Source organism: Brevundimonas sp. FV1ye7S (genome assembly GCF_058680995.1).
Window position 1 is genome coordinate 2,272,704 of the sequence record NZ_CM178726.1, and the last position, 21,283, is coordinate 2,293,986.

Sequence of the window (21,283 nt, forward strand, 5' to 3'; positions counted from 1 at the left end):
CCGGGGCCGTTCCCTTTCTTGCACTTCTCCGCATGTCCGGGCTCCCATCCAACTGAAGAATGGGCCTTTTCAGGACATGCGGACCAGGAGATCCGCCGATGGCCCTCGCTTCCGCCCTGCTCCAAGTCATGCTCGACGCGGTGCGCAAGACCGCACGCCCCATGCTGCGCGACTTCGGCGAGGTGTCGCAGCTTCAGGTGTCGCGGAAGGGGCCGGGCGATTTCGTCACGACCGCCGACCTGCGCGCCGAAGACACCCTGTACGAACTGCTGATGAAGGCCCGCCCGGGCTACGGCTTCCTGGGTGAAGAGCGCGGCATGATCGAGGGGACCGACAAGTCCCACACCTGGATCGTCGATCCCATCGACGGCACCACCAACTTCATGCACGCCATGCCGCATTTCGCCGTCACGGTGGGGCTGGAGCGCAGGGCGCCCGACGGTTCGAGCGAGATCGTGGCCGGCGTGACCTATAACCCCGTGATGAACGAGCTGTTCTGGGCCGAGAAGGGCAAGGGCTGCTATCTGAACGACCAGCGGATCCGCGTCGCCGGCCGTCGCGACCTGTCGGAGAGCCTGGTCGCCACGGGCCTGCCCTTCATCGGCAAGTCGGGCCACGCCCAGGCCATCAAGGACATCCACGCCATCGGCCAGCGCGTCGCCGGCATCCGCCGCCTGGGCTCGGCCGCCCTGGACTTCGCCTGGGTCGCGGCCGGCCGCTACGACGCCTTTTTCGAGCGCGGCCTGAAGCCCTGGGACGTGGCGGCGGGCATCCTGTTCGTCACCGAGGCCGGCGGGTCGGTGACCACCATCGAGGCGGACGGCGATCCCAAGACGGGCGTGTCGGTTCTGGCCAGCAACAGCGAACTGCATCCGCAGCTGCGCAAGGTGCTGCAGGCGTCCTGACGGTCGCACAGCCGCCTCTCCCTCCCCGACCGGGGAGGGGCGTCGCGAAGCGACGGGGTGGGGGCGGCAAGGCTGGCGCGCAATCAGGTCTGGGGGACTTCACCCTGCCCGTCCCACCCGGCTCCGCTGCGCTTCGCCCCCCTCCCCCGCAGGGGGAGGGAGAAACGCCGTCGTCATTCGGTTGTCGCGCGGCGCCCCTATCCAAGGAGCATGATCCGCGCCATCGTCACCGCCCTCGCCCTGCTCGTTGGAACGCCCGCCGTGGCCCAGCCCCTGATCATCGCCCATCGCGGCGCGTCCGGCGAACGGCCGGAGCATACGCGCGCGGCCTATCAACTGGCGATCGAACAGGGCGCGGACGTGATCGAGCCGGACCTGGTCATATCCAGGGACGGGGTCTTCATCGACCGGCACGAGAACGAGATCGGCGGTACGACCGACGTGGCCGACCGGCCCGAGTTCGCGGATCGCAAGACCACCAAGACCATCGACGGCGCGGCCATCACCGGATGGTTCACCGAGGACTTCACCTTGGCCGAGCTGAAGACCCTGCGGGCCAGGGAGCGGCTGCCCGAGTTCCGGCCCGGCAATGTCGCCTATGACGGGCAAGAACCCATCCTGACCTTCGACGAGGTCGCAGCCATCGCGCGCGAGGCCTCGATGCGGATGGGCCGGACCATCGCGGTGGCGCCCGAGTTGAAGCACCCGACCTATTTCGCCGGGATCGGTCTGCCGATGGAGGATCGCTTCGTCGTCGAACTGGAGCGGTTGGGTCTGACCGGCGCCGATGCGCCCATCATCGTCCAGTGTTTCGAGGTCGGGCCGCTGGAGCGGCTGGCGACGCGGATCGACGCGCCCCTGGCCCAGCTGGTCAGCAGCGCGGACGGGCCGGCGGACCGGCCGGACGTGACCTACGCCCAGATGATCACGCCGCAGGGGCTGAAGGCCATGGCCGCCTATGCCGACTGGGTCGCGCCGGAGATGACCCTGGTCCTGCCACGCGACGCCGAGGGCCGCACGACGGCGCCCAGCGCCCTGGTCGCAGAGGCCCATGCGGCGGGGCTGAAGGTCGTGATCTGGACCCTGCGGGCCGAGAACGCCTTCCTGCCGGCCGAGCGGCGGCGGGGCGAAGGGGTTGCGGAGCACGGCGACATGGCGGGATACGCCGCCGCCTTCGCCGAGGCGGGGGTGGACGCGGTGTTCAGCGACTTTCCAGCCCTGGCGCGACAGGGGACGGCTGAGAAATAGACTCAATCCACTGCGAAAAAAGAGAGTCTATTTTCGTCTATTCTTCGCGGACGCAGTGACATTGCACAGGCCGGAAAAAGCGGTGCAATGTGCAAAAGAGTGCAATTTCCAGGCTGCGCGGGACTGAGCGGGGATTTGGTTTTCAAAGACCGTGCCGACAGTATCGCATGGTTTTGGGGCGTGCTGACTTGAGCGGCGTTTTCGGACGTCAAGACATTGAAAAGCCAGTTATTCGGCAGAAAAATTAGGAGCGCTGGCAGGTTGTTGGACCTCCCCTTCCCCCGTCATCCTCGGGTCAAGCCCCGAAATGAGGGGGATAGACCGCTACCGACAAAGCCGGTCGCTGGCGCAGAAGGCGGACATCCCGAAGGTCGGTTTGGGGTTGTTTACAGACTTTAGCGCGTGGACCACTCTCCGAAACTGCTTGAGGGGGAATTCACCGGTGTTCCGAAGCTTGTTCAGACCAAAGCCGCTAACATTGCCTCTTCGATCAACGGGTGGTGAGATATCCGCGCACTTATTCGAGAACAAAATCACTGGAGTGGGCCGAAATCTCTTTTGGAACATATCCGCCGAGTTTCAGCCGGTGCATTTGGAAGGCGAGGAGTGGGATTGTTCTTTCGGGGTGGAGTGGCTGACTTGGCCGATTTGCAACTGGTCTGAACTGAATGGTATGACGCTGCACGACGTCGTTTCACCTGAGGTAGTTGAGCCGTCACTATATCTCCTCTCCGAACACAATGCCGCACTTCTTCATGAACTTAGATTGACCAGAATTAGTGGAAACGCCTTCGAGGCTGCAATTGCAGGGTCAGCCCAAATAAGAATGGAGCGCGGTATTCGGACCGTGCCGGTAGCTATTACATGCGTACTGCAATTCACCGGCATAACAGTGGTCCGTGATAACTTGGACTCCAAGCCGAGTACTGCAGCCGAAGCCAACGAGGTGCTCGCGCCATTCATCGACTTGGAAGGCTTGAAGCCGCGTTCGGAAGAATGGCGGTATATTTTTGAGCCTGCTGAGGTGCCCCTGCCTGAGAACCGGTGAGGGCAAAGTCTGACATGGGTCGAAAGCGCTCCTTGGCTTCTGACCGACAAGCGGACGTTCAGATTGCCACCGCCAGCCATTGTCCGTTCCGGTGAATACCCGCCCTAGGATGACGGAGGGTGCGAGGAAGACGGAAGGCGACGGCGGGACCGAGTACGACGGAAGTTGGGGGCGAACCCGAGGACGGAAGGTGGAAGCCTCAACCCGCCCTGAACTGCAGTTCCGCCAAGCGCGCATAAAGCCCGCCCTTGGCCACCAGTTGGTCGTGCGTCCCCTCCTCCACCACGCGGCCGTCGTCCATGACGACGATGCGGTCGGCGCGAAGCACGGTGGCCAGGCGGTGGGCGATGACGATGGTGGTGCGCTCTTCCATGGCCTGGTCGAGGGCGATCTGGACCAGGCGTTCGCTTTCGGCGTCCAGGGCGCTGGTCGCCTCGTCCAGCAACAGGATGGGCGCATCGCGGACCAGGGCGCGGGCGATGGCCAGACGCTGGCGCTGACCGCCCGACAGGCTCTTGCCGCGTTCGCCCAGGGGGGTGTCGAAACCTTCCGGCAGGGCGTCGATGAAGCCCAGGGCCTGGGCCTTTTCGGCCACGGCGCGGGCCTCTTCCAGGGTGGCGGTCTCGCGGCCGAAGCGGATGTTCTCCAGGGCCGAACCCGAGAACAGCGGCGTCTCCTGCGACACCCAGGCGAAGCGGTCGCGCACAGCGACGGGATCGGTCTGGCGCACATCGACGCCGTCGACCGAGACCACGCCGGTCTGGGGATCGTAGAAGCGCAGCAGCAGGCGGAAGACAGTGGACTTGCCCGCCCCCGACGGACCGACCAGGGCCACGGTCTCGCCCGGACGCACGGTCAGGCTGAACCCCTTCAGGGCGGGCAGGTCGGGACGGCCGGGATAGGAGAAGCCGACGGCGGACATCGACACCTCGCCGCGCGGCGGCGACGGCAAGGTGACAGGCTGGGCGGGCGGCGCGATGTCGGGCGTGGCCTGCATCAGCTCCTCGATCCGCTCCATGGCGCCGGCGGCCTTCTGGACATCGCCCCAGCTCTCGCCCAGGGCGCCGACCGCCCCGGCGGCGAAGACCGACAGCAGCACGAACTGAAGCAATGCGCCGGGCGTCATCACCCCCGCCACCACGTCCAGCGCCCCCAGCCACAGCACCAGGGTGACGCCGCCGAACATGACGATGATGATCAGGGCGGTCATCCAGGCCCGCGCCCGCATCCGGGTCAGGGAGGCGGCGAAGGCGTCCTCGACCGCCGCGCCGAACCGGGCGATGGCGCTGCGTTCGCGGCCGAAGGCCTGGACGGTCTCGATGGCGTCCACGCTCTCGCCGGCGAAGCCGACGGCGTTGGCGAACCGGTCCTGAGAGGCGACGGTCAGTTTGCGCACCCGGCGGCCGAAGATGAAGATGGGGCCCAGCAGGAAGGGCACGATCAGCATGACCAGACCCGTCAGCTTGGGGCTGACGAAGAACAGCAGGGCGACCCCGCCGATCAGGGTCAGGAAGTTGCGCAGGGCATAGGAGACCGAGGTGGTCATCAGGGTCTCGACCAGGGCGATGTCGGTCGTCAGGCGCGACAGCACCTCGCCGGTGCGCATATGGGCGTAGAAGGACGGGTCCAGGGTCAATATGCGGCCGAACAAGCCCTTGCGGACATCGGCGATGACGCGCTCGCCCGTGCGGGTGACGTAGAAATAGCGGGCGGCGGTGGCCAGGCCCAGGAACAGGGCGTTGGCGCCCAGCAGCAGGAACCACCGGTTCAGATTGGCGCCGCCGGCCTCAAACCCGTGGTCGATGGCCCCGCGGGCCAGGACCGTCAGCCCCAGCGAGGCGGTGGTGGACAGCAGCAGCCAGAAGACCGCCATCAGGGCATGGCCCTTGTGGCGCATGGCGAAGGGGATCAGGCGCGCCAGGGGGCGAATGTCGCGGCGTTTGGCGCGTTTCTCGCCCGCCTCGGACATCTGCTCCATCAACAGGGCCCCGGCGCTGGGTCGGCCTTCGGCCGTTCCGACGCCGGAGGCGCGCCCCGAAACGGCGGCGGAACGGGCGGGAGCGGCGGTTTGATCGGTCATTGCGCCCGCCTCTTGCCCCGGAACGCCCCCCGGTGTAAACGCCCCGCTCTTTCCCGCTGACTCTTTCGGCGGGATTCTCAATTTCACGCGCACCGACGGTCGGCATCGTCACCGCGCCAGAGACCGGACGACGACCATGAAGGCCGATACGCACCCCGACTATCACTTCATCACCGTGGTGATGACGGATGGCACCTCGTACCAGACCCGCTCGACCTACGGTAAGGAAGGCGGCACGCTGAACCTGGACATCGATCCGCTGACCCACCCGGCCTGGACCGGCGGCAACGCCCACCTGCTGGACCGCGGCGGCCGCGTTTCGCGCTTCAACAACAAGTTCGCCGGCTTCATCAAGAAGTAAGCGCGTCCTGGCTGCGACACGTTGCAGCATTTGGGCAGCATCTGAGCAGCAATCGGCTCACGAAGAGCGCCGGTCCCGGGACCGGCGCTTTTTGTTTGCCGGGAACATCGGTAACATAAGCGGCGTTCGCACATACGGCGAAGCAAGGGCGTCGATCCACGGGGATCGACCCATCGGGAAGCGGACGGGTTATGAATAGACGGGAACTGGGTCTGGGCGTCGCGACGGCGACCGTGACCCTCGCCTCCACGGCGCGCGCGCAGCAGGTGACCGTGCAGCGCGGTTCGCAGGCGACCGCCTTCTACAACAGTTTCAACGACCAGATTTCGCGTCTGCCCGAGACGCAACAGGCCGACGTCCGCGCCTTCTATGAAATGAACGGCTGGCGGCCGGTGTGGACCGCCGATCGGCTGCGCGCCCTCAACGCCGTCGCCGGTCGGACCGAGCGGCACGGCCTGTCGGCCGGCGACTATTTCGACTTCGTCGGCCTGGCCGCCGATCCCGCCTCGTCGGATCTGCGCACCACGGCCGCAGCCCTGGCCTATGGCCGCGTCCTGGCCGAGGGCAAGGTCCGCCCCGAGACGGTCGAGGACCTGTGGGAGATGCAGAAGAACCGCGTGGACCTGCCGCGCGGCCTGAGCGACGCCCTGGCGCGCAACATCCTGCTGGACTGGTTCGAGGGTCTGGCGCCGACCGACATCGGCTATCAGAACCTGTCGGCGGGCTATGTCCGTTATCGTCGCCTGGCGGCCCAGGGCGGCTGGCCCGCCTTCCCGGCCGGCCCGACGATCGAGCCGAACATGAGCGACCGGCGCATCCCGGCCCTGATCGACCGGCTGACGGCCGAAGGCGACCTGACGGCGGCGAACGGCGCGCGGCTGAAGACCGAGGGCCTGACCTATGGGTCGGAGCTGCAACAGGCGGTTCAGGGCTTCCAGGTCCGCCACGGCCTGGGCGCCGACGGCCGCATCGGCACGGGGACCCAGCGTTCGCTGTCGGCCTCGGCCGAGGACCGCGCCCGCCAGATCGCCCTGAACCTGGAACGCCGCCGCTGGCTGAAGCGCGAGGTCGCGCCCGAGCGGATCGAGGTCAACACCGCCGCCGCCATCATGGTCTATTGGAAGGACGCCAAGCCGGTCCACTCCAACCGCGTCGTCGTCGGCTCGGCCGAAAACCAGACGCCCAGCCTGGAGAAGCCCTTCGCCTCGGTGGTCGCCAATCCGCCCTGGTATGTCCCGGCCAGCATCGCCCGCCGGGAGATCCTGCCCAAGGGGCCGGCCTATCTGGCCGCCAATGACATGTATGTTCAGAACGGCACGGTGATCCAGCGCGCCGGGCCGAAAGCCGCTCTGGGCTATGTGAAGTTCGAGCTGCGCGACAGCTACGCCATCTTCCTGCACGACACCCCGTCCAAGGCGGCGTTCAACCTGTCAATGCGCCAGCGCAGCCACGGCTGCGTGCGGGTGCAGAATGCGGTCGAGTTCGCGCGACTGCTGCTGTCGCCCGACCCAGTCAAGCTGGCGCAGTTCGACACGGCCCAGGACACGCGCGAGACGACCCGCGTCACCACCGGCCGCGAGATCTCGGTGCGCCTGCTCTATTGGACCGCCTTCGTGGACGGTCAGGGCCGGGTGGCGTTCCGCGAGGACGTCTATGGCCGCGACGACAAGCTGGCCCAGGCCCTGGGCATCGCCGTCAGCCTGCCCAAACCGGTCGACGACGGCCGCCGCGACGTCAACGACGTCGGGCCGTAGAACTCATAGTCGTCTCCCTCCCCCTGCGGGGAGGGAGAAGTTCAGCGTTATACGCTTCAACCCTTGAACGCGGCTTCCAGCAGGCCGTGCTGGCTCAGCACGGGATTTTGCGGCTGCTCTTCCTGGACGTCCAGATACATGCGGCGGTCCAGATATAGCGCCCGGTCGAACAGTTTTTCGGACCGGACCAGATATTCCACCAGGGCGATGGGCAGTTCGGCGTGGCTGGGTTCGCTCTCGATCTTGCGGTCGTTCAGGCGATAACGCGGCTCGCAGGCGGCGTCCGGCGTCATGTCATCCTCGCGCACGGCCCGCTGGACCAGCAGCCACGAGGCGATCTGCATCAGGCGCGTGGTCAGTTTCATGCTCTCGGCGGCATAGGCCAGGGCGGCGGCGCGGGACAGCATCTTGGAATCCCGGCGCCCCTCGCCGTCCAGATAGGCGGCGGTCTCTTCGACCAACTCCATCCCTTCGCGGAAGGTGCGGTCGAACAGTTCCGAGCGGGCGAAGTCCTGCACCTTGCGACCGCGGTCGGCCTTGGAGCCCGTGCTCTGGGTGTCGCTCAGGTTCATGGTGGACATCATCATGGAGAGTGGACGCTGTTCTGACTTTGGGCAAGGACGGCGCCCTTGCCGTCAGGACTGCAACCGTCATGCCACGGTTTAGATCCCTGCGCGATCACGCTCCAAATTTGAACAGGGCGTCGGCGGCGCTCTTCTTGGATTTCTTACCCTCTATGGCCGAGCGGGCGCGCTGTATCTCGTGATCCAGAGCCTCGATCCGCTCCTCGAGGTCGTCGATCGAATAGAGGTCCAGATCTTCGCGCCCCAGGGCGGTCAGGGCCTCGCCGCGCCGGGGGCGGGGTTCGATATCCTCGAACATCGTCGTCGCCTTTCTTCATTCTGCCATGGCCGCACGCGGCCGGGGCGCCTATCTGAACGCCCGGACACGGACGATTGCAAGCGGAGCGACTATGCGGGTCATCGAGATCGAAGGCGGTTCAGGACCGGCCGAGGCGCTGCGGCTGGCGGACCGGCCCGACCCTGTGGCCCGCGCCGGCGAGGTGATGATTCGGGTTCACGCGGCGGGAATCAATAGGCCGGACCTGTTGCAGCGAAATGGCGTCTATCCGCCGCCGCCGGGGGCTTCGGACATCATGGGGCTGGAAGTCGCCGGCGAGGTCGAGGCCGTGGGCGAGGGCGTGACGCGCTGGGCCGTCGGCGACCGGGTCTGCGCCCTGCTGGGCGGGGGCGGTTACGCCGACAGGGTCGTGGTGGACGCCCGGCATCTGCTGCCGATCCCGGACGGACTGGACTATGTGCAGGCGGCGGTCCTGCCCGAGACGGTCTTCACCGTCTTCGCCAATGTGTTCGAGGCGGGCGGGCTGAAGGCCGGCCAGACGCTGCTGATCCACGGCGCAACCAGCGGCATCGGCGTCACCGCCATCCAGATGGCCAAGGCCGCCGGCGCGACGGTGATCGCCACCTCGCGTGGGGCGGACAAGACCGCCGCCGCACGCGCCCTGGGCGCCGACGTCAGCCTGGACGCCAAAACCGACGATCTGGCCGCCGCCATCGCCGAGGCGGGCGGGGCCGATGTGGTGCTGGACATGGTGGGGCGGGACTACGCCGAACTGAACCTGAAGGCGCTGAAGGCCGGCGGGCGCTGGGTGGTCATCGCCTCGCTGTCGGGGTCCAAGGTCGAGATCGACCTGATGCGGGTGATGCTGAAACGGCTGGTGCTGACCGGCTCGACCCTGCGCAGCCGTTCAGCCGACGAAAAGGCCCGGTTGACCGCCGCCGTGGAGGCGACGGTCTGGCCCTGGGTGGTCTCGGGGGCGGTCCGGCCGCCGGTGCAGGCGACCTTCCCGCTGGAGCGCGCCGCCGACGCCCATCGCGCGCTGGAGGCGGGCGATCACGTCGGCAAGTTCGTGCTGACGGCCTAGTAGCGACCGCCCCGCACCGGGCGCATCGACGAGATGCTGTCGTTGAAGCCGCCGCTCAGATTGCGGATATCGCCTTCGACGATACGGCAACGGCCCCGGAACTCGGCGTCGGTGCAGACTTCCCACCGCCCCTGGACACGCACCGAACTGATCCGGTCATTGAAAGGCGTGCGGCCCAGGTTGCGGTCCTCGCCGACGAATTCCCGCGAGGCGCCGCGGAAGTTCGAATTCTCATAGACGGTGATCGAAGACCGGCCCCAGCCGCCGCCGTTCCAACCGCCGCCATTTCCGCCGTTCCAACCACCTCCGTTGCCGGGCCCGCCGCCGGGCCGATCGGGCTGGCGATCCTCGTAGTCGCCCCGGAACCGGCCGCACACCAGCAGGCCGTTGTCGTTGTTGATCTCCTCGTCGCCGCAGCGCGCCAGCTCGATCGAGGTGCCGCGAATCTGGCCGCGCATGTCGCGGCAATCGGCGTACAGGCGGCCCCGGTGCGTATAGGCCTCGGTGCAGGACCGGGCGTAGCTGCCGCGCGGCGCGACCCGCTGGGCGGTGATGTCCTGGCCCGAAGCCAGGGCTGCGGCCATGGCGGCCCCAAGCAGAATGGACATGATGTTTCTCCTCTCCCGAAGGCGAAAGCCTCGACTACCGCGAAGGTTGCCTCGGCGCACATGAACCGTGGCTGTACGTGAATGTTCGGCGGCGTTTTCTTTTCGGGCGAATAGGCCTATATCGAAACCATAAGCGCCCGGTCGAAAGGCCGGGCGCCGTCGTATCCAACGCCAGCCGAACCCCCATTCGGCGGCCCCACCATTCCGGGACGAACGCCCCATGAGCGACATTCTTATGCCGAAGGCCACTGCGGTCTGGCTGGTCGACAACACCTCCCTCAGCTTCGAGCAGATCGCCGATTTCTGCGGCCTGCATCCGCTTGAAGTGCGCGGCATCGCCGACGGCGACGTGGCCCGCGACATCCGCGGCGTCGATCCCGTCACCGGCGGCCAGTTGACCCGCGAGGAACTGGACAAGGCCCAGGCCGACGAAAACTATCGCCTGAAGGCCATCGTCAGCCGTCACGCCGAACTGATGAAGTCGGCCAAGCCGGCCCCCAAATACACGCCGGTCTCGCGTCGCCAGGACCGTCCGGACGCCATCGCCTGGTTCGTGCGCAACCACCCGGAAGTGACCGACGCCCAGATCGCCAAACTGCTGGGCACCACCAAGTCCACGATCGAAAGCGTGCGCAACCGCACCCACTGGAACAGCGCCAACATCAAACCGGTCGATCCCGTGACCCTGGGCCTGGTCGGCCAGCTGGTGCTGGACGAAATCGTCAAGAAGGCCGCCGACAAGAAGACCAAGGACGACCTGAAAAAGGGCGGCGGCACCATCCAGCCGGTGGAAGAGGTCGAGGCCGAACCCGAGTTCGTGCCGGAAGCCCGCCAGCGTCCCGGCGCCGAACCGACCGCCGCGTCGGTGTTCGGCACCAAGGACTGAGACGCGTCGCCTCCTCCCATCGCTACGCGACAGGGCGGAGACAGAACGAAAAACGGCCCCGGAGATCGCGCTCCGGGGCCGTCGTCGTTTTCGGGAGGTCGTGCGCCCCTTAGTGGGCCCGCGCCTCCAGACTGGTGATTTCTTCCTTCAGCCGGAGCTTCTTCTGCTTCAGCTCCCTGACCTGCAACGTGTCCACGGACGGACGGGTGAGCTCCTTCTGAATCGTCTGATCCAGGGTGCGATGACGATTACCCAGTTCGCGAATACGAGCCTCGATGGTCATGGCTTGCGCCTCCGTAGGTTAGGGACCAGTAGAGTGAGCGCCCGGTTCGGCAGGCTGTGGAATCACATTCCAGTGACAGCCGGTCTCGCCGGACCCACGGAGGCTGACCCTTAAAATGGTCCATGATGTGAACGGAGCCATACGGAACCCTCCTTATCGGCTGGTCGTAGGAATTTCAGGGGCTTCCGGAGCGATTTATGGCGCACGGGTGCTGGACGCCCTGAAGGATCTCGGCGTCGAGAGCCATCTGGTGGTGTCCAAGGCGGCCCTGCTCACATTGTCGCAGGAGACGGATTTGTCGCCCGCCGACCTGACGGCCAAGGCGACCGTCGTCCACAAGATGGCCGACGTCGGGGCCACCATCGCGTCGGGGTCGTTCAAGACCCTGGGCATGATCGTCGCCCCCTGTTCGGTGAAGACGATGAGCGAGATCGCCACCGGCGTGACCTCGTCCCTTCTGACCCGCGCCGCCGACGTGACCCTGAAGGAACGTCGGCCTCTGGTGCTGATGGTGCGCGAGACGCCCTTCCATCTGGGCCATCTGCGGACCATGACGGCCCTGACCGAGATGGGGGCGATCATCGCCCCGCCCCTGCCCGCCTTCTACGCCCGGCCGGCGTCGATCCTGGAGATGGTGGACCAGTCGGTCGGCCGGTCCCTGGACCTGTTCGGCCTGGACTGGAGCGCCGTGCGGCGCTGGGAGGGGCTCAAGTGACGGCCGCTCAATCCGCGCCCCTGTGGGACTGGGCGGTCGCCGCCTATGGTGCGCCGGGCGTCAGCGAGGCCTGTGTGGCCTTGCAGGACAATCATGAGCAGAACGTGCCGGTCCTGCTGTGGTCCGCCTGGATCGCGGCCACGGGTCGCAATCCGGACGCCGAGACCATCGAGGCCGCCTGCGACACCGCTCGCGCCTGGGACAGCGTCGTGGTGGCGCCGCTGCGTGCGATCCGCCGCACCCTGAAGGCGCCGATCCCCGACATCGACGACGAACCCCGCCAGGCCGTGCGCGACCGGGTCAAGGCGCTGGAGCTGCTGGCGGAGCGCCATCTGCTTGAGGCCTTGGAGGCCCTGGCGTCGGAGGCCCCGACAGGCTCGCCTCGCCCCTTTGTCGAGGCCCTGGTCGCGACGGCGCGGGTCTGGGCCCAGGTTACGCCGCGTCCCGCCCTGATCCGGCTGGCCGACGCCCTTCCGGCCTGAGACGCCGGTGGCTATACTCGTTTCGGGGATTGCACGATGAATGACGACGTTCCGGAATACAGCGAGGAAGAGGCGGCGCTTCACGCCCGCGTCAAACTGCTGCGCCTCGAACATTCCGACCTTTCCGCCTCCATCGACGCCCTGACCCAGGCCGCCGTTCCCGACCAGCTGATGATCGCCCGGCTGAAGCGCAAGAAACTGGCTATCAAGGACGAGATCGTGAAGATCGAAGACCAGATCCTGCCCGACATCATCGCCTGACCCTTCGGCGGATTGCGCCGGGCGCGGAATGTTGATAACGACTCGCAAAATAACGAGGGCGATCATGGCGACTGCAAGCACCGGCTGGGACGCGCGTTACGCCGCGACCGACGACTATGTGTTCGGCACGGCCCCCAGCCGCTTTCTGCTGAACCACGCGAAGGCTCTGACACCGGGCAGTCGGATTCTCGCCCCCGCCGACGGCGAGGGTCGCAACTCCGTGTATTTGGCGTCTCTGGGTCACGATGTGGTGGCGACCGACATCTCGCCTTCCGGCCAGGACAAGGCGCGAAGCCTGGCTCGCGAAGCGGGCGTGGAGGTGGATTTCAGGGTGCAGGACCTGCAGGACTGGGCTTGGCCCCAGGCCGCCTATGACGCCGTGGTCGCTGTCTTCATCCAGTTCGCCGCCCCTGATTTCAGACACCAGATTTTCGAGGGCATGAAGAGGGCCGTCAAACCCGGCGGCTTGATCCTGCTGCACGGCTACACCCCGCGCCAGATCGAATACGGCACCGGCGGTCCGCCCCAGGTGGACTACCTCTATACGCCGGAGCTGTTGCGCCAGGCTTTCGGGGATTTCGAGATCAAGACGCTGGACGCTTATGACGCCGATCTTCACGAAGGTTCGGGCCACCATGGCCGCTCGGCCCTCATCGATCTGATCGCACGCCGTCCCCCGGGCTGACGCTCTGCGACCATCCGCCGCCAGACGACGGCCCAAAAGTCGCCCCAGCCGCCGGGCATAAGCCGGCCTCCCCTGGGACGGCCGCCGCGAGACCGCGCCGCCGCGCCTTCAAATCCAGAGCGTGAATACGCTGGAGACGCCGCCGAATGCGACGCCTGCTGACCGACGCGCCCCTGGCGCGCTGCAAGAGCCTTCTGATCCACTCCGGCCAGACGGTCGCCTTCGCCGCCGTGGCCGTGCTGGCCGCCGCCGCCGCCCCCGGCGTGACGCGCGAGACCCCGCCGCCCGCCCTGGCCGCCGCCCCCGTGGCCCCGCCGGTCAAGGCCCAGGTCGAGGCGCCCGGTCCGGTGATGCGCCAGATCGTCTTCTCGGCCCCGGTGCGCGGCTATGCGATCAACTCGCCCTACGGCCTGCGCAAACTGGCGATCGAGGCCCGCGCCCGCGCCCACAAGGGCGTCGACATCGCCGCGCCCAAGGGAACGACCGTCTTCACCGCCGCAGAAGGCCGGATCGTCCGCACCGGCTATGACGCCGGCGGCTACGGCAACTTCATCGAAGTCCGCCACCCCAACGGTCTCAGCACCGTCTATGGCCATCTCAGCCGCATCGACGTGGCCAGCGGCGACGCGGTCACGCCCGGCCAGCGCATCGGCCTTGTCGGCTCCACCGGCTATTCCACCGGTCCCCACCTTCATTTCGAGGTCCGCCGCAACGGCGGCCAGGTGAACCCGACCAAGGTCATGGGCAGACATTTCGACGTCGCGGTGAAGGCCAAGGCCTGAGCCTGAGCAATCCGTTGCGACGCGGGCCGAGATCGTCCTAACCTCCCCTTTCCGTGGAGGGACTGGATATGAACAGATTTGTCGCCGCCGTTGTCGCGGCCGCCTTGTCAGCCGCCCCCATCGCCGCCTCGGCCCAGAACTACAACCGCTACAGCGACGCGGCGGCCCAGTCCGAACTGTCCCGCATCGCCGATGTCGAGATGGCGGTGATGGTTCCGATGCGGGACGGGGTGGGCCTGGCGACCAACATCTATCGGCCCAAGGGCGCCAAGGGGCCCCTGCCCACGGTCTTCGTCAGGACGCCCTATAACGAACTGGCCTACAACGCGCGCTCGACGCGCAGCGCCCTGACCTGGGTCAGCCGGGGCTATGCCCTGGTGATGCAGAACGAACGCGGCCGCTACTTCTCGCAGGGCGATTACGAGATCCTGGGCTATCCCCAGACCGACGGCTATGACGCCCTGACCTGGATCGCGGCCCAGCCCTGGTCGAACGGCAAGGTCGGCACCTTGGGCTGTTCCTCCTCGGCGGAGTGGCAACTGGCCCTGGCCGCCCAGAACCACCCGGCTCACGCCGCCATGGTGCCCCAGGCGTCCGGCGCCGGCATCGGCAAGGTCGGCCGGTTCCAGGAACAGGGCAACTGGTACACGGGCGGCGTGCCCCGCAACCTGTTCTTCGTCTGGCTGTACGGCGTGGACAATCCGCAGCGGGCCCAGATCCCCGGCGATATCGATCAGGAAACCCGCGCCCGGATCGTCCGCTACAACGACCTGGACGCCGAGAAGCCGGACGTGAACTGGCCCAGCCAGATCCGCCACCTGCCCGTCAACGAGATGATGAAGGATCTGGGCGAGCCGCCGGCGACCTTCGAGGCGTTGATCGCGCGGACGCCGGACGATCCGGCCTGGCGCGAAGGAGGCCTGTATCACGACGACATGGGCTGGGGCGTGCCGTCGCTGTGGTTCAACAGCTGGTACGACGTGTCCATCGGCCCGAACATGGAGCTGTTCAACCACGCCCGTTCGACCACCCAGGATCGCGAGGCGGCCGAGAACCAGTATGTCGTGGTCGGACCGAACAACCACTGCGCCTTCGGCGGCCTGGGGCCGAACTTCCGCTCGGGCGACCGGGACCTGGGCGACGCCAGCTTCGACAGCGACGCCCTGGTCGCCGCCTGGTTCGACCGCTGGCTGAAGGGCGAAGCCCGCGCCTTCCCGACCACGACCCCTCACGTCCAGTATTTCAACATGGGCGAAAACAGGTGGCGCACCGCCGCCCAGTGGCCGCCGCAGGGCGTCGAGACGGTGCGGATGTACCTGCGCTCAAGCGGCGAGGCCAACAGCCTGAACGGCGACGGCCGCCTCAGCCTGGAGGCGCCGCCGGCCGGAGAAGCGGCCGACCGCTATCGCTATGACCCGATGAACCCGGTCCAGACCATCGGCGGCGGCGACTGCTGCAACGGCGGCCTGGTCACGGCCGGCGCCTTCGACCAGCGCCCGATCGAGGCGCGCAACGACGTGCTGGTCTATACGTCCGAGCCGTTGACCGCGCCGATGCAGGTGACCGGCTTCATCGATGCGGTGTTGAAGGTGTCGTCGTCGGCGGCGGATACGGACTTCGCGGTCAAGCTGGTGGACGTGGCGCCGGACGGGACGGCCTATATCCTGGGCGACACCATCATGCGGGCGCGCTACCGCGACGGCTATGCCCGGCCGACGCCCCTGGTCCCCGGCCAGGTGGCGACGGTGCAGCCGACGCCGATGACGGTCAGCAACACCTTCCAGCCGGGCCATCGCATCCGCGTGGAAGTGACCAGCTCCAACTTCCCGAAGTTCGTCCGCAACCTGAATACGGGCGGCCCAAACGAGACGGAAACCCAGGGCGTGATCGCCGACAACGCCCTCCACCACGCGGGCGAGGACGCCTCCTATATCGACCTGCCCGTCCTGAAGTAGGGGCGCGACGCCGAAGCGGCTGGCCTGAACCGCTTCGGCCTTGCTAGGCTGACTGCAACTGTGGGGGGAGACGAGATGACGGCGGCGTTGACGCTGGAAAGCGTAAGCAAGCGGTACGGCGGGTTCGACGCCGTGCGCGATCTCAGTTTTCAGGTGCCCAAGGGCTCGATCTGCGGCTTTCTGGGCCCGAACGGGGCGGGCAAGACCTCGACCCTGCGGATGATCCTGGGGCTGCAGGAGGCGAGCGCGGGGCGGATCGATATTCTGGGCGCGCCCAATGGGCGGTTCGTGCGCGACCGGATCGGCTTCCTGCCCGAGGAGCGCGGCCTCTACAAGAAGATGACCCCGGTCGAGGCCATCGCCTTCTTCGGCGCCCTGAAGGGCCTGCCCATGAACGAGGGCAAGAAACGCGCGAAACTCTTGCTGGAGCAGCAGGGGCTGGGCGCGGCGCAGAAGAAGAAGATGAAGGAGCTGTCCAAGGGGATGGCCCAGAAGGTCCAGCTGATCGCCGCCGTGGTCCACAAGCCCGAGTTCGTCATCCTGGACGAGCCCTTCTCCGGCCTGGACCCGATGAACCAGCAGGGGCTCGAAGAGATGATCCGGGGGCTGGCGGCGGACGGGGCCACCGTCCTGTTCTCGACCCATGTGATGCAGCACGCCGAACGGCTGTGCGACAAGGTCGTGCTGCTCGCCCGGGGCAAGAAGGCGTTCGAGGGTTCGGTGGACGAGGCCAAGGCCACCTCGCCGCGCTTTCTTGATCTGGACGGCGCCATCACGCCCGAGGCGGCAGCGGCCCTGCCTGGCGTGGCGGGGGTCGAGATCCTGTCCGACACGGACGGGGTGCGACGGCTGAAGATCGCCCTGGCGCCCGGCGCAGGTGGGCAGGAGACGCTGAAGGCGGCCTTCCTGAACGGGCTGGACGTGCGCGGCTTCGCCCTGAAGGAGCCGACCCTGCACGACGCCTTCATCGGCCTGACCGGGGACAATCCCGATCAAGCCGTCACCCCTTCGGAGGCGGTCCAATGAAGCGCACCCTGCTGATCGCCCGGCGCGAATATGTCGCCTACGCCAAGACCGTGGGCTTCTGGCTGTCACTGCTGGCCTTGCCGTTGTTCGCCGTGCTGGGCGGCGGCATTCCCCTGCTGATCCAGTCGGCCGAACCGATCAAGGCCGTGGCCGTCGTCGAGGACGGTCCGACCGCCACGGGCCTGACCGCCGCCGTGCGCGCCTCGCTCCAGTCCGATCTGGACCGTCAGAACGAGCGTCTGCGCGAAGCCGCCGAAAAGGGACAGGCCGGCGCCGGCCGCGCCGTCGCCTCCATCAGCGGTCCCAAGATCCGCCTGGTCGCCCCGCCGCCCGCCATCGCCGAGACGACCGGCCCGGCCCGCGACGCCGCCATCAAGACGGCCCTGGACAAGGAGACGCCCAAGGACCGCCGCCTGGACGCGGTCGTCTTCCTGAGCCGCGTCGACGGCAAGCCCGCCGCCCAGGTCTGGACCGGCCGCGCCAATGACAACGACGTCTCCGGCTTCATCCGCAGCGCCCTGCGCGACGCCCGCCGCACCGAACTGCTGACCGCCGCCGGGGTCGCCCCAGCCGTGGCCCAGGAGGTGCAGAGCTTCCGCCCCGAGGTGAAGGCCTTCTCGCCCAACGCCGCCAGCGGGGGCGAGGTCTCGATGCGCGACCGCATCCCCTCCTTCATCGGCCTGGCCGCCGGCTTCCTGCTATGGTCCCTGGTCATCACCGGGGCCTCCATCCTGCTGAACAGCGTGATGGAGGAGAAGTCGAACAAGATCCTGGAGGTCCTGCTGTCGTCGGCCTCGGCGACCGAAATCCTGACCGGCAAGGTGCTGGGCGTGGCGATGCTGACCCTGAGCGTGCTGGTGGTCTGGGGCGGGATCGGAACGTTCGGCCTGCTGTCCGCCTCGCCCCAGACGGCGGCGACGGTCGGACAGGTGCTGATGCACGACGGCCTGGTCTTCTATTTCATCGCCTATATGGTCGGCGGCTATCTGATGTACGCGGTCCTGTTCGCGGCCATCGGCGCCTTCTGCGAGACGCCGCGCGACGCCCAGACCCTGATGGGACCGATCATGATGATCCTGGTCGTGCCCATGCTGGTCATGCAGATGGCCCTGACCAGTCCCGACGCGCCGGTGGTCAAGGTCCTGTCGTGGATTCCCTTCTTCACCCCCTTCCTGATGAGCGCCCGCGCGCCCAGCGATCCGCCTCTGGTCGAGATCGTCCTGACCCTGATCGGCATGTTCGCCACCGCCGCCCTGATGGTCTGGATCGCCGGCCGCGCCTTCCGGGCCGGCGCCCTGTCGGACGTCAAACTGAGCTGGAAGACCTTCGGCCGGGCGATCACCGGCCGGGGCTGAGCACGCCACGCGGTCTCCTCCCCGCTTTGCAGGGTGGAGACAAAGAAAAAGGCCGCCTCCTTGCGGAGGCGGCCTCGAATCTTTTGGCCTGAGCCTGAGCCTTAGCGGCTGCCGCCAGCGGCGCCGGGGCCGGGAACCCGCGGCTTCGGCGGGGGCAGCAGGCCTTCGCGCTGAGCGCGCTTGCGGGCCAGCTTACGGGCGCGGCGGACAGCTTCGGCCTTTTGACGGGCGCGCTTTTCCGACGGCTTTTCGTAATGCACGTGGCGCTTCATTTCACGGAAGCTGCCTTCGCGTTGCATCTTCTTCTTGAGGGCTTTCAGCGCTTGATCGACGTTATTATCGCGAACGAAAATCTGTACCAGGTTGAACTCTCCTTTGGCCGCCCGCCGCGTCCTGTGAGGGAGACGGGCGAACAAAATAAAATTGTCTTCCGGAAGTCGGGCTCCCGGATGAAGGCGCGCTGATACACGAGCCGCCCCATTCTGTCCAGTTCGTCGCAACCATTCTTCGAGGCTCGAAAGCCCGATGAGACGGGCGTATGATCCGCCCATGACACAGAACGACGATTGGGCCGACTGGACCGAACAGACCGTGCTGGATGCGGCCGTCGCGCGCGCCCCCGCCCTGGGCTGGAACGCCCGTCTGGTGCGGGAAGCCTGCGAGGCCTGCGGCCTGTCGCGCGGCGACGAGGAACTGCTTCTGCCCAATGGCGCGCGCGATCTGGCCGCCCTGCTCTCGCGCCGCCATGACGCCCGTGCGCTTGAGGCCCTGGCCGTAATCGACGCCAAGTCCTTGAAGATACGCGACAGAATCGCCCGCGCCGTGTCCGAGCGGATGGAGGCCGGCGCCGCCGACCTGGAGGCGACCCGTCGCTGCGCCGCCTTCCTCGCCCTGCCGACCAACGCCGACCTGGGGCTGAAACTGGCCTGGGAGAGCGCCGACCACCTGTGGCGCTGGGCCGGCGACGAGACCACGGACTGGAACCACTATTCCAAGCGCACCATCCTGTCGGGCATCCTGATCCCCGCCCTGACGATGCGCTGGTTCGACGGTCGCGCGCCGGCCGAGGCCTTCGTCGCCCGTCGAATCGAAAACGTCATGGCCTTCGAGAAATGGAAGGCCGGCAAGGATTTCGAGGCGCCGTTCCGCAGGGTGAGCGACGCCCTGAGTCGGATGCGCTACGGGGCGAAGGACCAGCCGGCGTCCTGATTCGCGCGTCGGCCGCGCCAAAGCCGCCAGCCCCCGCCCCACAGCAAAACGGCCCCCGGATCGCTCCGGGGGCCGTTCTGTTACGCGACTTAGGTCAGACTATCGATTACTCGATGATCTTGGCGACGACGCCGGCGCCGACGGTGCGGCCGCCTTCACGGATGGCGAAGCGCAGGCCCTGGTCCATGGCGATCGGGGTGATCAGTTCGACGTTCAGCTCGGCGTTGTCGCCGGGCATGATCATTTCGACGCCTTCCTTCAGCTGCACGATGCCGGTCACGTCGGTCGTGCGGAAGTAGAACTGCGGGCGATAGTTGGTGAAGAACGGGGTGTGACGGCCGCCTTCTTCCTTGGTCAGGATGTAGGCTTCAGCCAGGAACTTGGTGTGCGGGGTGATCGAACCCGGCTTGCACAGAACCTGACCGCGCTCGACGTCTTCACGCTTGGTGCCGCGCAGCAGAACGCCGACGTTGTCGCCCGCTTGACCCTGGTCCAGCAGCTTGCGGAACATTTCGACGCCGGTGCAGGTCGTCTTCTGAACCGGGCGGATGCCGACGATTTCGACTTCTTCACCGACCTTGACGATGCCCTTTTCGACGCGGCCCGTGACCACGGTGCCGCGGCCCGAGATCGAGAAGACGTCTTCGACCGGCATCAGGAAGGGCAGGTCGACCGGACGTTCCGGCTGCGGGATGTAGCTGTCGACGGTTTCCATCAGGGCCAGAACGCGCTGTTCGCCGATTTCCGGGTTCACGCCGTCGGTCGCGGCCTTGGCCGAACCCTTGGTGATCGGAATATCGTCGCCCGGGAACTGGTACGAGCTCAGCAGCTCGCGCACTTCCATCTCGACCAGTTCCAGCAGTTCTTCGTCGTCGACCAGGTCGACCTTGTTCATGAAGACCACCAGAGCCGGCACGCCGACCTGACGGGCCAGCAGGATGTGCTCGCGGGTCTGCGGCATCGGGCCGTCAGCGGCCGAAACCACCAGGATCGCGCCGTCCATCTGCGCCGCGCCGGTGATCATGTTCTTCACATAGTCGGCGTGGCCGGGGCAGTCGACGTGGGCGTAGTGACGGTTGGCCGTCTCATATTCCACGTGCGCCGTGTTGATCGTGATGCCGCGCGCCTTTTCTTCCGGCGCAGCGTCGATGTCCGCATAGGCCATCGCCTTGGCGCCGCCGGCCTTCGCCAGCGTCATCGTGATCGCCGCCGTCAGCGTCGTCTTGCCGTGGTCAACGTGGCCGATCGTGCCGATGTTGCAGTGCGGCTTCGTGCGTTCGAACTTTTCCTTGGCCATGGCCAAACTCCTGATGGCCCGGGTTGAGGGGCGCGATGCTGATCAAAAAACCTGGAGCGGGTAGACGGGATCGAACCGACATCCTCAGCTTGGAAGGCTGCTGCACTACCATTGTGCTATACCCGCGCGGAGACTGCGGAAGTTCTTGGGGAACGCCGCAGCCGGTTCCTCTCCGTCGTCCTGATCCATCGTATCCGTCAAGGCGCGTGGTGGGGGAAGAAGGACTCGAACCTTCGAAGCTTACGCAGGGGATTTACAGTCCCCCCCCTTTGCCACTCGGGACATTCCCCCAGCGCGCCTTGTCGAACCGATGGACCCCTCGTTCCGCCCTTAATCAAGCGGGACGAAACAAAAGCCTTCGGCTTGTCGCCTCCTCTAGGATAGAGGGGGCGCCCAGA

At 67.0% G+C, this 21,283-nt stretch carries 23 protein-coding genes and 2 tRNA genes; 16 read left to right on the forward strand and 9 right to left on the reverse strand.

Features of this window, described 5'->3' with window-relative positions; translation table 11 throughout:
- Nucleotides 1-98 precede the first annotated feature (98 nt).
- The 3 genes from ACW18C_RS11080 (at nt 99) to ACW18C_RS11090 (ending at nt 3,201) form a co-directional block, all read left to right on the forward strand.
- On the forward strand, nt 99-905 hold the full coding sequence (locus ACW18C_RS11080; protein ID WP_492070910.1) for an inositol monophosphatase family protein: 807 nt from the start codon (nt 99-101) through the stop codon (nt 903-905).
- A 210-nt stretch (nt 906-1,115) separates the two neighbouring features.
- Entirely contained in the window at nt 1,116-2,153 is a 1,038-nt protein-coding gene (locus ACW18C_RS11085) for a glycerophosphodiester phosphodiesterase (RefSeq protein WP_492070911.1), read from the forward strand.
- Nucleotides 2,154-2,694: 541 nt separating this feature from the next.
- Nucleotides 2,695-3,201, forward strand: a complete 507-nt coding sequence (locus ACW18C_RS11090; protein ID WP_492070913.1) for a hypothetical protein — start codon at nt 2,695-2,697, stop codon at nt 3,199-3,201.
- 199 nt (nt 3,202-3,400) lie between these two features.
- On the opposite strand, the gene ACW18C_RS11095 is transcribed toward ACW18C_RS11090, so the two are convergent.
- Nucleotides 3,401-5,281, reverse strand: a complete 1,881-nt coding sequence (locus tag ACW18C_RS11095; protein WP_492070914.1) for an ABC transporter transmembrane domain-containing protein — start codon at nt 5,279-5,281, stop codon at nt 3,401-3,403.
- 136 nt (nt 5,282-5,417) lie between these two features.
- On the opposite strand from ACW18C_RS11095, the gene rpmE reads away from it, so the two are divergent.
- Together rpmE and ACW18C_RS11105 are read left to right on the forward strand one after the other, a co-directional pair.
- Nucleotides 5,418-5,642, forward strand: a complete 225-nt coding sequence (rpmE, locus tag ACW18C_RS11100; RefSeq protein ID WP_008258897.1) for a 50S ribosomal protein L31 — start codon at nt 5,418-5,420, stop codon at nt 5,640-5,642.
- Between the two features lie 191 nt (nt 5,643-5,833).
- Nucleotides 5,834-7,396, forward strand: coding sequence for a L,D-transpeptidase family protein (locus ACW18C_RS11105; RefSeq protein ID WP_372705640.1), 1,563 nt, complete (start codon nt 5,834-5,836; stop codon nt 7,394-7,396).
- Nucleotides 7,397-7,452: 56 nt separating this feature from the next.
- Here the strand turns inward: ACW18C_RS11105 and rcdA are convergent, their stop codons facing one another.
- A complete protein-coding gene (gene rcdA, locus ACW18C_RS11110; protein ID WP_492070916.1) occupies nt 7,453-7,983 on the reverse strand; it encodes a protease adaptor protein RcdA in 531 nt (176 codons plus the stop codon).
- 91 nt (nt 7,984-8,074) lie between these two features.
- On the reverse strand, nt 8,075-8,278 hold the full coding sequence (locus ACW18C_RS11115; RefSeq protein WP_008263967.1) for a DUF1192 domain-containing protein: 204 nt from the start codon (nt 8,276-8,278) through the stop codon (nt 8,075-8,077).
- Between the two features lie 91 nt (nt 8,279-8,369).
- Here ACW18C_RS11115 and ACW18C_RS11120 point away from each other — a divergent pair, with 91 nt between their 5' ends.
- The gene (locus tag ACW18C_RS11120) at nt 8,370-9,341 is read left to right on the forward strand and encodes an NAD(P)H-quinone oxidoreductase (protein WP_492070918.1); all 972 of its coding nucleotides are present in this window, start codon (nt 8,370-8,372) and stop codon (nt 9,339-9,341) included.
- On the opposite strand, the gene ACW18C_RS11125 is transcribed toward ACW18C_RS11120, so the two are convergent.
- A complete protein-coding gene (locus ACW18C_RS11125; RefSeq protein WP_008260432.1) occupies nt 9,338-9,949 on the reverse strand; it encodes a beta/gamma crystallin-related protein in 612 nt (203 codons plus the stop codon). The two genes, ACW18C_RS11120 and ACW18C_RS11125, sit on opposite strands and share 4 nt — an antisense overlap.
- 220 nt (nt 9,950-10,169) lie before the next feature.
- Between ACW18C_RS11125 and ACW18C_RS11130 the strand changes: the two genes are divergently transcribed.
- Complete coding sequence (locus tag ACW18C_RS11130) at nt 10,170-10,835, forward strand: DUF1013 domain-containing protein (protein WP_008263868.1); 666 nt, start codon at nt 10,170-10,172, stop codon at nt 10,833-10,835.
- A 109-nt stretch (nt 10,836-10,944) separates the two neighbouring features.
- Here the strand turns inward: ACW18C_RS11130 and ACW18C_RS11135 are convergent, their stop codons facing one another.
- The gene (locus tag ACW18C_RS11135; protein ID WP_008262715.1) at nt 10,945-11,118 is read right to left on the reverse strand and encodes a YdcH family protein; all 174 of its coding nucleotides are present in this window, start codon (nt 11,116-11,118) and stop codon (nt 10,945-10,947) included.
- Nucleotides 11,119-11,233: 115 nt separating this feature from the next.
- Between ACW18C_RS11135 and ACW18C_RS11140 the strand changes: the two genes are divergently transcribed.
- The 8 genes from ACW18C_RS11140 to ACW18C_RS11175 all read left to right on the forward strand — a co-directional run bounded on the left by ACW18C_RS11140 (nt 11,234) and on the right by ACW18C_RS11175 (nt 18,379).
- A complete protein-coding gene (locus ACW18C_RS11140; protein WP_052005156.1) occupies nt 11,234-11,833 on the forward strand; it encodes a UbiX family flavin prenyltransferase in 600 nt (199 codons plus the stop codon).
- Nucleotides 11,830-12,315, forward strand: a complete 486-nt coding sequence (locus tag ACW18C_RS11145) for a TIGR02444 family protein (protein WP_154726993.1) — start codon at nt 11,830-11,832, stop codon at nt 12,313-12,315. Before ACW18C_RS11140 ends, ACW18C_RS11145 begins: the two co-directional genes overlap by 4 nt.
- 36 nt (nt 12,316-12,351) lie before the next feature.
- Nucleotides 12,352-12,576 carry a YdcH family protein gene (locus tag ACW18C_RS11150; RefSeq protein WP_426026229.1) on the forward strand — a complete coding sequence of 75 codons (225 nt, stop codon included), beginning with the start codon at nt 12,352-12,354 and terminating at the stop codon, nt 12,574-12,576.
- A gap of 64 nt (nt 12,577-12,640) precedes the next feature.
- Nucleotides 12,641-13,261 (forward strand): SAM-dependent methyltransferase, encoded by a 621-nt coding sequence (locus ACW18C_RS11155; RefSeq protein WP_492070920.1) that lies wholly within the window; start codon nt 12,641-12,643, stop codon nt 13,259-13,261.
- Between the two features lie 146 nt (nt 13,262-13,407).
- A complete protein-coding gene (locus tag ACW18C_RS11160) occupies nt 13,408-14,043 on the forward strand; it encodes a M23 family metallopeptidase (RefSeq protein WP_008262584.1) in 636 nt (211 codons plus the stop codon).
- A 68-nt stretch (nt 14,044-14,111) separates the two neighbouring features.
- The gene (locus tag ACW18C_RS11165) at nt 14,112-15,998 is read left to right on the forward strand and encodes a CocE/NonD family hydrolase (protein ID WP_492070921.1); all 1,887 of its coding nucleotides are present in this window, start codon (nt 14,112-14,114) and stop codon (nt 15,996-15,998) included.
- Nucleotides 15,999-16,073: 75 nt separating this feature from the next.
- Complete coding sequence (locus tag ACW18C_RS11170) at nt 16,074-17,024, forward strand: ABC transporter ATP-binding protein (RefSeq protein WP_492070923.1); 951 nt, start codon at nt 16,074-16,076, stop codon at nt 17,022-17,024.
- A complete protein-coding gene (locus tag ACW18C_RS11175) occupies nt 17,021-18,379 on the forward strand; it encodes an ABC transporter permease (protein WP_492070925.1) in 1,359 nt (452 codons plus the stop codon). Before ACW18C_RS11170 ends, ACW18C_RS11175 begins: the two co-directional genes overlap by 4 nt.
- Nucleotides 18,380-18,480: 101 nt before the next feature.
- On the opposite strand, the gene rpsU is transcribed toward ACW18C_RS11175, so the two are convergent.
- A complete protein-coding gene (rpsU, locus tag ACW18C_RS11180) occupies nt 18,481-18,741 on the reverse strand; it encodes a 30S ribosomal protein S21 (RefSeq protein WP_035310689.1) in 261 nt (86 codons plus the stop codon).
- Nucleotides 18,742-18,928: 187 nt separating this feature from the next.
- Here rpsU and ACW18C_RS11185 point away from each other — a divergent pair, with 187 nt between their 5' ends.
- Nucleotides 18,929-19,588, forward strand: coding sequence for a COQ9 family protein (locus ACW18C_RS11185; RefSeq protein WP_492070926.1), 660 nt, complete (start codon nt 18,929-18,931; stop codon nt 19,586-19,588).
- A 106-nt stretch (nt 19,589-19,694) separates the two neighbouring features.
- On the opposite strand, the gene tuf is transcribed toward ACW18C_RS11185, so the two are convergent.
- The 3 genes from tuf to ACW18C_RS11200 all read right to left on the reverse strand — a co-directional run bounded on the left by tuf (nt 19,695) and on the right by ACW18C_RS11200 (nt 21,176).
- A complete protein-coding gene (tuf, locus tag ACW18C_RS11190; protein ID WP_040349698.1) occupies nt 19,695-20,885 on the reverse strand; it encodes an elongation factor Tu in 1,191 nt (396 codons plus the stop codon).
- 52 nt (nt 20,886-20,937) lie between these two features.
- Nucleotides 20,938-21,011 (reverse strand) — tRNA-Gly (locus ACW18C_RS11195).
- 81 nt (nt 21,012-21,092) lie between these two features.
- Nucleotides 21,093-21,176 (reverse strand) — tRNA-Tyr (locus tag ACW18C_RS11200).
- Between the last annotated feature and the right edge of the window lie 107 nt (nt 21,177-21,283).